At 56.6% G+C, this 9,475-nt stretch carries 8 protein-coding genes; 5 read left to right on the top strand and 3 right to left on the bottom strand.

Going from position 1 to position 9,475, the window contains the following annotated elements; all coding sequences use genetic code 11:
* Positions 1 to 40 precede the first annotated feature (40 nt).
* Positions 41 to 403, top strand: coding sequence for a hypothetical protein (locus ACWYRJ_RS19755; protein WP_455508468.1), 363 nt, complete (start codon positions 41 to 43; stop codon positions 401 to 403).
* A gap of 107 nt (positions 404 to 510) precedes the next feature.
* Here ACWYRJ_RS19755 and ACWYRJ_RS19750 read toward each other — a convergent pair whose 3' ends face one another.
* The gene (locus tag ACWYRJ_RS19750) at positions 511 to 1,347 is read right to left on the bottom strand and encodes a MipA/OmpV family protein (protein WP_455508467.1); all 837 of its coding nucleotides are present in this window, start codon (positions 1,345 to 1,347) and stop codon (positions 511 to 513) included.
* A 203-nt stretch (positions 1,348 to 1,550) separates the two neighbouring features.
* On the opposite strand from ACWYRJ_RS19750, the gene ACWYRJ_RS19745 reads away from it, so the two are divergent.
* From ACWYRJ_RS19745 to ACWYRJ_RS19735, 3 genes are all read left to right on the top strand, one after another.
* Positions 1,551 to 2,228, top strand: coding sequence for a response regulator (locus ACWYRJ_RS19745; protein ID WP_111965744.1), 678 nt, complete (start codon positions 1,551 to 1,553; stop codon positions 2,226 to 2,228).
* The gene (locus tag ACWYRJ_RS19740; protein WP_455508466.1) at positions 2,228 to 3,616 is read left to right on the top strand and encodes a sensor histidine kinase; all 1,389 of its coding nucleotides are present in this window, start codon (positions 2,228 to 2,230) and stop codon (positions 3,614 to 3,616) included. The genes ACWYRJ_RS19745 and ACWYRJ_RS19740 overlap by 1 nt, the downstream gene beginning before the upstream one ends.
* Positions 3,617 to 3,753: 137 nt before the next feature.
* A complete protein-coding gene (locus ACWYRJ_RS19735) occupies positions 3,754 to 4,233 on the top strand; it encodes an RrF2 family transcriptional regulator (RefSeq protein ID WP_029739386.1) in 480 nt (159 codons plus the stop codon).
* Positions 4,234 to 4,300: 67 nt separating this feature from the next.
* Here ACWYRJ_RS19735 and oqxB read toward each other — a convergent pair whose 3' ends face one another.
* Both oqxB and ACWYRJ_RS19725 read right to left on the bottom strand, forming a co-directional pair.
* Complete coding sequence (gene oqxB, locus ACWYRJ_RS19730) at positions 4,301 to 7,456, bottom strand: multidrug efflux RND transporter permease subunit OqxB (protein WP_149366796.1); 3,156 nt, start codon at positions 7,454 to 7,456, stop codon at positions 4,301 to 4,303.
* Between the two features lie 24 nt (positions 7,457 to 7,480).
* Positions 7,481 to 8,656: an efflux RND transporter periplasmic adaptor subunit gene (locus ACWYRJ_RS19725; RefSeq protein WP_115874927.1), complete on the bottom strand. Its 1,176-nt coding sequence runs from the start codon at positions 8,654 to 8,656 to the stop codon at positions 7,481 to 7,483.
* Positions 8,657 to 8,993: 337 nt separating this feature from the next.
* On the opposite strand from ACWYRJ_RS19725, the gene ACWYRJ_RS19720 reads away from it, so the two are divergent.
* Entirely contained in the window at positions 8,994 to 9,347 is a 354-nt protein-coding gene (locus ACWYRJ_RS19720) for a helix-turn-helix domain-containing protein (protein WP_133294301.1), read from the top strand.
* Positions 9,348 to 9,475: the final 128 nt, after the last annotated feature.

Here is a 9,475-nt window from a genome sequence, read left to right as displayed (position 1 = left end):
CGATGTGTTTGCGGGAAAAAAATCGGCCCAGATCCGCGAAATTTTAATCAGCGAGTCAGCTTGGGAAGAAATGACCTGCTTATTCGCACCTTCCCTAGGCACAATGAAAAACAGCTTTAATGACAGATGTCTGGCCGCCGGCGTAAGAAGAGACTGGGCTGGATGGAATAACGGTTGGGTTTTTAAGGGAATCTATGGATATGTAGGCGAATTTTTCTTTGATACTTTCGATGATTGTGGCGACCATGGTTCATACCATGATTTTAAAAAAGTAACAGGGATAGGTTTTTCTCCCTACATATATCATGGATTTCAGTATAATTTTACCTCTTATTTTGGTATGGATGTGGGTATTATCATCCCCTCCGTTTTTGTCATCACGGCCCAATGGAGCTTTAGATAAATCCGTCAACCATGTGTGCAGTGCTGTAACTGTCTGTAAGGGGAACCGCCCCACCGTCGCAACCGGAGGGGCTTAAATTACCGCTGGTGCACGCTCAAAACCACAAGCTAAAAACTATACGTCACCTTCAAACTCCCCGTAGGTGACGTTTTGCGTTGCACGATCGGGCTGTCCGCTGCATCCCCCGTCAGCTGCGTCACACCCGCTGAGGCAAGTACGCTCCAGCGCGAGGTGAGTTTGTGGGTCCAGTCAAGGTTCATCGACCAGGCATAAATCCCGGCCCCGGCGTCATGTCGGGCAAAACCCGATGCGGCCGATTGGGCGGCGTTTACCCCGTAGTACGTCTGCATATACTTGTCCGATCCCCAACTGCCGGTCAGCGCCAGCGCCACCTCATTTTTTGGTGAGGTGTAGAACGGGCTGGAAATGCCAAAATGTACCGCTTCACCGTTGTCTCTTTCAGAAACCGGTACCTCAGCCTGCAGCTGCAGGTGAAGCCAGTCGGTCACCTTGTACTCAAGCCCGGGCACCACGATAGCCGAGCCTTTAATCTCCCCCATTCCTCGCAGCTCGTCGCTGCCGGTGCCGATCGAATCGCTGCTCACGTCTTTATCTTTACGGCCCGTTCGATAGCTCAGCGCTGCGCTGTAATCCAGGTTGCCGATATTGTTACCGTAACCGATCCCACGCGTGGTGCCGATGAAGAAGCCATTTTCCATGGAATAATCCACTACCTGAGCCGCTGAGACGCGGGTTTTATCTGAACCCGAATAGCGCGGCCCTACATCCACGCCGCCCCCCAGAGTTAAGACGTTACCCTGCCGCTGTTCTTCCGCCAGTACAGGCGTAGCCAGTAACGCCAGAACAACGCCCGGCACGATGGTTTTCAGGCAGCGGCCCGAAAGTAAATGAGGGAACGTATGACGCAGTTCGATGTTTCTCATTAAGGAAGTCCTTATGGATTCAAATGATGACGATGCATGCGGTTAACCGCCAGAACGCCCATTTTGAATACTCACCCTAAGGTTCTTATGAGCCGAAAATGAAGAAACGCTGAAGCGCAAGCAGGTGCTGTAAACCAGGCTGATTTCCTGATACCGTTTTTTTCTTAAGATGTTCTTCATTCACGGTTGATACCGTTACCAGTGTGAAAATTCTACTAATCGAAGACGACCTGGATCTCGGCAATGGCGTACGTATCGCTCTATCAGATCAAGGGTTTGACGTCATATGGGTTCGCCGTAAAGAGGATGCGCTGCATCAGCTTGACGTCTGCGTGCCGGAACTTATTTTGCTCGACCTCGGGCTGCCCGACGGAGATGGCATGAGCCTGATGACGCGTTTGCGTCAGCAGCTCAAGGGGATCCCGGTCATCATCCTGACGGCGCGAGGGACATTGCAGGATCGCCTGCGGGGGTTGGATGCCGGCGCGGACGACTATCTCGTCAAACCTTTTATTCTCGCCGAGCTGCTGGCGCGAGTGAGGGCTCTTGCACGGCGCAGCTACGGTTTTGAGAATGAGGCGATAGAAATTCGCGGGCTCTCTCTTCATATACCGACGCGTCGCGTGACGGTGAGTGCGCGCCATATCGATTTAACGGCCAGTGAATACGCGCTGCTGGAGACGTTGATGCTGCGCGCGGACCGCGTGCTGACCCGGCGGTTTCTGGAAGAAAGGATATTCGGCAACAAAGAGAATCTCAGCAATGCGCTCGACGTGCATATGGGCAATTTGCGGCGAAAAATCGGCGACGGCTATGTGCGAACGGTCCGGGGCGTCGGGTACGTTATTGATACCGTCTCAATACAGAAGGTGACCGGTTGATGCAAAACGTCTGGTATCACCTGAGGCGGCCGACGCTGGTACGGCGAATTATCATCGCCCAGATGCTGCTGCTTACCCTGCTGTGGTGTCTTTTTTTAACCTTCATTCTGTGGGAGGACCTGCGTAGCCCTCCTATCATCACGGGCAGCAAAACGTACGAAACCGTTTTTACCCTGGCTGAGCGTATGGACGGGCGCCCGCAGGACCGTACCGCCGTGCTGGAGGCCTTCAGCAAGGCGCTGCGTGAAGGTTACGGCGGAGGGGAAGATCCCCTGCTGTCGATTAACCTCATCGTTCGCAAAAATAATAACGTTATTTTTTCATCCGACGGAGCACCCGCGGGGATAACAAATACCCGACAAGGCGAAATGGAGCACGTTCAAAGTGAAGGTCGCATCTGGACCAGCCGAACCCTGAAATCGCCCCACTCCGACGTGGAGGTAACCCTTTTCACCCCTGCCAGCGGCTGGAACTTCTTTATCTACCTGAACTCGCGCGGATACTACATTCTGCCGCTTCTGGTTTGTTTCCCTTTTCTGCTGTTTCCCGCATGGCTCTCCATCCGCATTGCGATGCGTCCGTGGAATAAGGTGGTCAATGAAATTACGTTACGCACGCCGGACGATCTCTCTCCTTTAAAAGCCGTACCGAAGCACAGAGAGCTTCGCCAGATGGTGGACGCGATCAATGACTTCCTTGCCCGGGTGCGTGAAAGCGCGGAAAGGGAGCGGGTTTTCATCGCGGATGCCGCACACGAGCTGCGTACGCCCCTCGCGGCGATGCGCATCAACGTGGAGGCGCTGCAGTCCTGGGTCATCAGCGAAAGCCAGCAGGAGCTGCTTGCCGGCGTGATCCGCAGCAACAGCCGCGCCGCGCGTCTCGTCAATCAGCTTCTGCTGATGATGCACAGTGAAGCGAGTATTGATACGGTCATGGAGCCCGTGCCGCTGACGACGCTCGTCCAGGAGCGCATGGCCGAGCTGGAACCCTTAGCGTCTGCGCGCAGGATCGAGCTGGAATTCTTTGCCGAGGATGAAGTCTGGATCCCCGGCGCCAGGGAACGCCTGGTGTCGTTGATTGATAATCTCATTGAGAATGCCGTGAAGTACAGCCCCGAGGGCGGGCGGATTCAGGTCGACGTGCGGGCGGGCGATCGCGTCGTCCAGCTGCGCGTCTCCGATGCGGGCCCGGGTATTCCGGTCAAGCTGCAGGAGCGCGTGTTCGACCGCTTTTTCCGCGATCCCAATCAGGTGCAGAGCGGCAGCGGGCTGGGGCTTGCCATCGTTAAAGCGGTGGCGCAGCAACACAACAGCAGCGTAAACCTGACAACCTCTGCACAAGGTGGCCTCCTGGTGACGGTAGACTTCCCGAACCGCACGTTTAGCTAAAGCAGAACAGGGGGTTTGATCGCAAATGCCGCAGATTGCTTCAAAAAAATTACCGTGTTTGTTATATTGTTGTTTATTGCTTATTCACCTCTGCGGTGCCAAAAAGAACAAGATTCACCGCAACCCAGGACAGAGAAATGTTAGATTACCGCTTCCCGACAGCTTTGCAGATGGTTCTCAGCGTAGCGATGGCGGAGCAATTGGGTGAACGTTCGACGAGTGCGATTCTGGCCTACGGCCTGGAAGCGAACCCGAGCTTCATCCGCAAATTGATGGTTCCGCTGACGCGAGACGGCATTATCGTCTCAACGCTTGGCCGTAACGGCTCCATTCATCTTGGTCGCCCGCCGGAAGAGATCACCCTGCGCGACATCTATCTTTCGGTCATCGAAGATAAAAAGCTGTGGGCCTCCCGCCCTGACGTGCCGGCCCGCTGCGTGGTCAGCGCCAACGCCTGCTGGTACTTCAAATCAATTTCTGAAGAAGCCGAAGAGGCTTCGTTAGCAGTACTGGCCCGCCATACCGTGGCAAGCGCCCTGGAAGCGGTGAAAAACGCCGACAGCAGCGGATGGGATCCACTCCCCGACCTCATTGCCCAGTATCAAAAAACGTCATAACGTTTTACCTGATGCGAAAAAAAACCGCCTTCACTATGAAGGCGGTTTTTTATTATCGGCAACGTCCTTATGCGGGCAAAACGTCCCTTTCCTCTTTTTTCCCGCGCGTCACGAACTTACGCAGCGTCACGTAGAACACCGGCGTCAGGAACAGACCAAACAGCGTCACCCCAAGCATGCCGGAGAATACCGTGATCCCCGTGACGCCGCGCACTTCTGCGCCAGCACCGTGACCGAGGATCAGCGGAATGGTCCCGGCGATAAAGGCGATGGAGGTCATCACAATCGGGCGTAAACGCAGGCGGCAAGCCTCCAGCGCGGCCTCCATGATGCCTTTGCCCTGAATTTCAAGCTCACGGGCAAACTCTACGATAAGAATGGCGTTTTTACAGGCCAGCCCCATCAGCACCACCAGCCCCACCTGCACGAAGACGTTGTTATCGCCCCCGGTCAGCCAGACGCCAAACAGTGCGGACAGCATGGTCATCGGCACGATGAGGATCACCGCCAGCGGCAGCGTCCAGCTTTCATACAGCGCCGCCAGCACCAGGAACGCCAGCAGCACCGCCACCGGGAAGACGATCAGCGCCGTATTGCCCTGAGTGGCCTGCTGGAAGCTCAGATCCGTCCATTCAATGTTCATCCCGTTTGGCAGGATCTGCTTAGACATGGCGTCCAGCTGCGTCATCGCCTGCGCAGATGAGAGCACGCGCGGGTCGGCATCGCCAATCAGGTCAGCCGCCGGGTAGCCGTTGTAACGGATCACCGGATCCGGCCCGTAGGTGGTCGTGATTTTCACCATACTGCCAATCGGCACCATTTCGCCCTGGCTGTTGCGGGTGCGCAGATTCGCAATATCTTCCACGCTGTCGCGGAACTGCCCGTCGGCCTGCGCCATCACGCGCCAGGTTCGTCCGAACTGGTTGAAGTCATTGACGTACGACGACCCCAGATAGGTTTGCAACGTCCCGAAAAGATCGGTCAGCGACACGCCCTGCGCTTTCGCCTTATCGCGGTCAACCTGGACGTCCAGTTGCGGAACGTTAGCCTGATAGGTTGAGATCGGGAAATGCATTCCCGGGGTCTGCATAATCGCACCGGACATGGTGTTCACCGCGTTTTGCAGCGCGCCATAGCCCAGACCACCGCGATCCTGAATATACAGAGAATAGCCCGACCCCTGACCCAGCCCTAAAATCGGCGGCGGCAGAATGGAGAAGCCAAAGCCTTCCTGGATTTGCGCGATTTTCGCATTAATCTCCGCATTAATTTCCGCAGCGGAATGTTTACGCTGATCGAACGGCTTCAGGCCAAAGAACACCGTACCGGTATTCGGCGTATTGGTGAACTGCAGCGCGTTCAGCCCCGGAAACGCGACCGCATAGTCCACGCCTTCGGTATTCATCCCGATTTCGCTCATTTTGCGGATCACCGCGTCGGTACGCGCCAGCGAAGAGCCTTCCGGCATCTTCACACCGCCAATCAGGTAAAGCTTATCCTGCGTCGGAATAAACCCGCCGGGCACCGCTTTAAACATGACGCCTGCGGCACAGAGCAGCAGCAGATAAACCACGAATACCGCGCCGCGTCGTCCCAGCGTTTTACCCACCAGCCCCTGATAGCCGTTTGAGCTGCGGAGGAAAAAGCGGTTAAACGGACGGAAAATCCAGCCGAACAGACGATCGATAAGCCGGGTCGGGAAATCTTTCGGCGCGCCGTGCGGCTTTAACAGCAGTGCCGCCAGCGCCGGAGAGAGCGTCAGCGAGTTAATCGCTGAAATCACCGTAGATATCGCGATCGTCACCGCAAACTGCTTGTAGAACTGACCGGTAACGCCCGACAGAAACGCCATCGGCACAAATACCGCGCACAGCACCAGCGCGATCGCGATAATCGGCCCGGACACTTCACGCATCGCCTGGTGCGCTGCCGCAAGCGGCGCAAGCCCCTCTTCTATGTTTCGCTCTACGTTTTCCACCACCACGATGGCGTCGTCCACCACGATACCGATGGCGAGCACCAGCCCGAACAGGCTGAGGGTATTCAGCGAGAAGCCGAGCAGGTAAAGAATGCTGAAGGTACCCACCACCGACACCGGCACCGCGATCAGCGGAATGATCGACGCGCGCCAGGTTTGCAGGAACAGAATGACCACCAGCACGACCAGCACCACGGCTTCCAGCAGCGTTTGCACCACCGCACGGATCGAATCGCGCACAAAGACCGTCGGATCGTAAGGTGCCGCCCACTTCATGTCCGCCGGGAAGCGCGTCGACAGTTCGTCCATTTTCGCGCGCACCGCGTTAGACAGATCGATAGCGTTCGCCCCCGGCGACTGGAAGATACCAATCCCGACCGCGTCTTTATTGTTCAGCTGGGAACGCAGGGCATAGCTCCCGGACCCCATTTCAATCCGCGCCACGTCGCGCAGGCGGACGACCGTACCGTCCTCCGTCGTTTTCAGGACAATATTGCCAAACTCTTCTTCGGTGTGCAGACGCCCCTGGGCGTTAATGGAGATCAGGAAGTCGCTCTCTTTCGGCAGCGGCTCGGCGCCAAGCTGACCGGCGGAAACCTGTACGTTTTGCTCCTGCATCGCCGTGACCACGTCCGAGGCAGTCAGCCCGCGCGCCGCCACTTTATTAGGGTCCAGCCAGACGCGCATCGCGTACTCGCCGGAGCCGAAAATCTGGATCTGGCCGACGCCGGGCAGGCGCGCCAGCTCATCCTTCACCTTCAGCGTGGCGTAGTTGCGCATATACAGCGAATCGTACTTACCGTTTGGCGAAAACAGATGCACCACCAGCGTCAGCGTGGGCGACTGCTTCTGGGTGGTAATGCCCAGACGCCGCACGTCCTCCGGCAGACGCGCCTCGGCCTGCGCGACGCGGTTCTGCACCTGAACCTGCGCCTGATCCGGGTCAGTACCCGGACGGAAGGTGACGGTGGTAACCAGCACGCCGTCCGAGCCCGCGACGGATTTCATGTACATCATGTTCTCGACGCCGTTAATCGCCTCTTCCAGCGGCGTCGCCACGGTCTCGGCAATCACTTTCGGGTTAGCGCCCGGGTACTCCGCACGCACCTGCACGCTTGGCGGCACGACGTCAGGGTATTCGCTCACCGGCAGCAGCGGGATGGCGATTAACCCTGTGATAAAAATCAGAATCGACAGGACGGCAGCAAAGATCGGCCTGTCGATGAAAAAGCGGGAAAAGTCCATGGGTTGGATTCTCAGGTCAAGGGATCAGTTGAGGGCGCTGGTGGCGGTCATGGCAACGGTTTTGGCGTTAACCGGCATACCCGGCATAAACACTTTCTGTAAACCCTCGACGATGACTTTGTCGCCAGGATTCAGCCCCTGCCGCACGATGCGTAAACCGTCTGCCAGACGACCCGGCGTAATGTCGCGACGCTGTGCTTTCCCCTCTTTATCGACGATATAAACGTATTTACGATCCTGATCGGTCAGCACCGCCTTGTCGTCAATCAGCGTGGCTTTGAATTCCGCGCTGCCCGGCAGGCGTACGCGGGCAAACAGCCCCGGCGTGAACTGACGCTGTGAGTTATCCAGCAGCGCGCGCATGCGGATTGTCCCGGTGCTCGGCGTGAGCTGGTTATCCAGGAAATCCACTTTGCCCTGATGGGGATAACCCTCCTCGCCCGTCAGGCCAATCTCAACCGGCAGCGCCGTGTGATTGCTGGACGCCCCCTGCCCGCTGCGGGCCAGATTTTGATAGTGAAGATAGGTTGACTCGTCCACGTCAAAGTAGACGTACACCGTCTTCTGCGAGACCAGCGTGGTGAGGACGCTGGCGGTATCGCCCGCAGTCACCAGGTTCCCGCTGGTGATCAGCGCCCGGCTGGCGCGACCGTCAATAGGCGCGGTCACTTTGGTGAAGTCCAGGTTGAGCTGGGCTGCGTCAACCGCCGCCTGCGCGGCGCGAATGTCGGCCTGCGCCTGAACGGCAGCCGAACGTCGCTGCTCCCACTCTTCCCGTGAGACCAGATGGGTATTGATCAGCTTATCGGTACGGTTAGCCTCACTTTGCGCCAGGCTGGCCTGCGTTTTGGCTCTTGCCAGGTTCGCCTGCGCCTGTTCCAGCGCGGCGCGATAGGTACGGTCATCAATGGTGAACAGCACCTCGCCCTTCTTCACTTCCTGGCCGTCGGTGTAATTCACCTTATCAATGTAGCCGGAAACGCGCGGGCGCAGCTGAACGCTCTCCACCGCTTCAATCCGGCCGTTAAAGCTATCCCACTGGCTAATCGATTTCACCACCACGTCAGCGGCACTCACGGCAGGCGCAGGTGGCGCGGCATTTTGCGCGACGCTGTTATCGCATCCGACGAGCAGCACGGAGAGCAATATTGCCCCCAGCGCGCTCAGAGGAGAGTTACCCCAGGTTTTTTGCAGGCTCATTATTTTTATTCCAGTAATTGTCGCCACCGGGCAAGACGCAGCAGGAGGCACCGCGCCACTTCCTTTGTCCAGGGGCTGTCTTCAGGCCATTTGTGTCGTTCATCGCCACAAAACTGTAACAGTTGCGAATACACTATTCGCGGCGATTGTAGGAAGGCGCTTAACTAAGTGCAAGAATAATTGTTGCACTTTATGTGCTATTTGAGCGGATGTGAAAAGACCCGTTTCGGTCAGGGATTTAAATGCAACAATAAAACTTGCAATTACTGAAAAAACGCGCCACCTTTAAATGCAACAGACAAAGATACTTTTTCATCCGCTACGTGGGGGTAACCAGATGAACACTGGCGCATTTATGCATGATTTACTCGACTGGATCGACAACAACCTGGACAGTCGCCTGGACATTGAGACCGTCGCCAGGCGTTCCGGCTACTCGAAATGGCACCTCCAGCGCCTGTTCAAAGAGCATACGGGCTATCCCCTCGCCGGGTATATTCGCGCGCAAAAGCTGCAAAAATCGGTTGAGCGGTTATCCCACAGCGACGAACCGATTCTGAATGTGGCGATCGCGCTGGGCTTTGATTCCCAGCAGTCCTTCAACCGCAGCTTCAAGCGTCAGTATGGTCAGGCGCCTGGGGCATGGCGGCGCAGTATGGGTAGCCCGGAAACACAGCAGCTTCGCCAGTAATGCATATTTTGCTGCAACATCGATCCGTTGCTGATATACTGTATATAAATGGGTCTTCCCTTGATGTGGTGGCTGAAGGCATGATAATGGTGTATTTAATCGCCAGAGGTCACCGCCATGGACGAAAA

Source organism: Enterobacter sp. (assembly GCF_977039595.1).
The sequence above is the reverse complement of the archived record's forward strand: the minus strand, read 5'-3'. Positions and strand labels throughout refer to the sequence as shown.